Raw genomic sequence first — 819 nt, 5'->3', positions numbered from 1 at the left:
TCTTTTCTTCATAAGATAAACCTTTAATAGCTTCCCTGTCATTATCTTCTATAAAAGTTAATCTTTTTTCTCCATATTTTTCGTATTTTTCTATTTCAATGTAATTAACTTTTTTTAAATTAAATAAATGTCCTAACAATGTTTCTTCATCAAATACTAAAACATCTGTATATTCCATAGCAATTCCTAACTTTAACAACTTTTTACTTCTCTCTTTTCTTTTCTGTTTCCAATTCAGATTTGCTTTGTTCTTTTTTACTTTCTCCTTCCTTATCTCCTTCAGATATTTGTTTTTCGCTTTCATCAATTTTTCTTCTAGTATTTTTGTTTTTTTCAACTCTTATTTCTCCCCCATTTTCAAAGAAAATACTTTTTCCTGAAGGAATATTTTCTTCAACTTCAAAAGTTTCTTCTAAAACTTCTTCTTGCTCTTTTACATCATTGTTTAAATCATTAGAATATATATTACTTGAAATTAATATAATTCCAAAAACTAGTAAAAAATTTCTTTTTTTTATCATTTTTTTCCTCCTTTAAATTATAATTCCCAACCTTCTTTTTCTTTTTGTAATTTTATCTCTAAATTATTTTGGTTTGGCTTTTTATCTTGTACTAATGCCTTTTTCAATCCTCCTAAAGTATGCTTTAAATCTTTTTGAAGTTGAATAGGCTTGTTTTTAGTATAAGGTTTAAACTCTCTTTCTAAACCTACTATTTCATTAAGTTTTCTCTTAATCAAATATTGGATATTTCGATCTTCTTTTAATGATTTATTTTCTTTTTCAACTCTTTTTTTAGCTGTATTTAAACATTTATTAA

At 24.1% G+C, this 819-nt stretch carries 3 protein-coding genes; all 3 read right to left on the bottom strand.

Annotation, left to right across the window (positions count from 1 at the left end):
- Positions 1-199: hypothetical protein (locus tag L988_RS02805; RefSeq protein WP_047381375.1), on the bottom strand; the 199-nt coding region annotated here is incomplete at its 3' end.
- A gap of 4 nt (positions 200-203) precedes the next feature.
- Positions 204-521, bottom strand: a complete 318-nt coding sequence (locus tag L988_RS02800) for a hypothetical protein (protein ID WP_047381373.1) — start codon at positions 519-521, stop codon at positions 204-206.
- Positions 522-538: 17 nt separating this feature from the next.
- A partial coding sequence (locus L988_RS13785) for a hypothetical protein (RefSeq protein ID WP_047381372.1) occupies positions 539-819 on the bottom strand: 281 nt, incomplete at its 5' end.

It is taken from the genome of Cetobacterium sp. ZWU0022 (assembly GCF_000800875.1).
Lineage (GTDB): Bacteria > Fusobacteriota > Fusobacteriia > Fusobacteriales > Fusobacteriaceae > Cetobacterium_A.
Note: the sequence above shows the minus strand (reverse complement) of the source record. Positions and strands in the feature narration are given on the sequence as shown.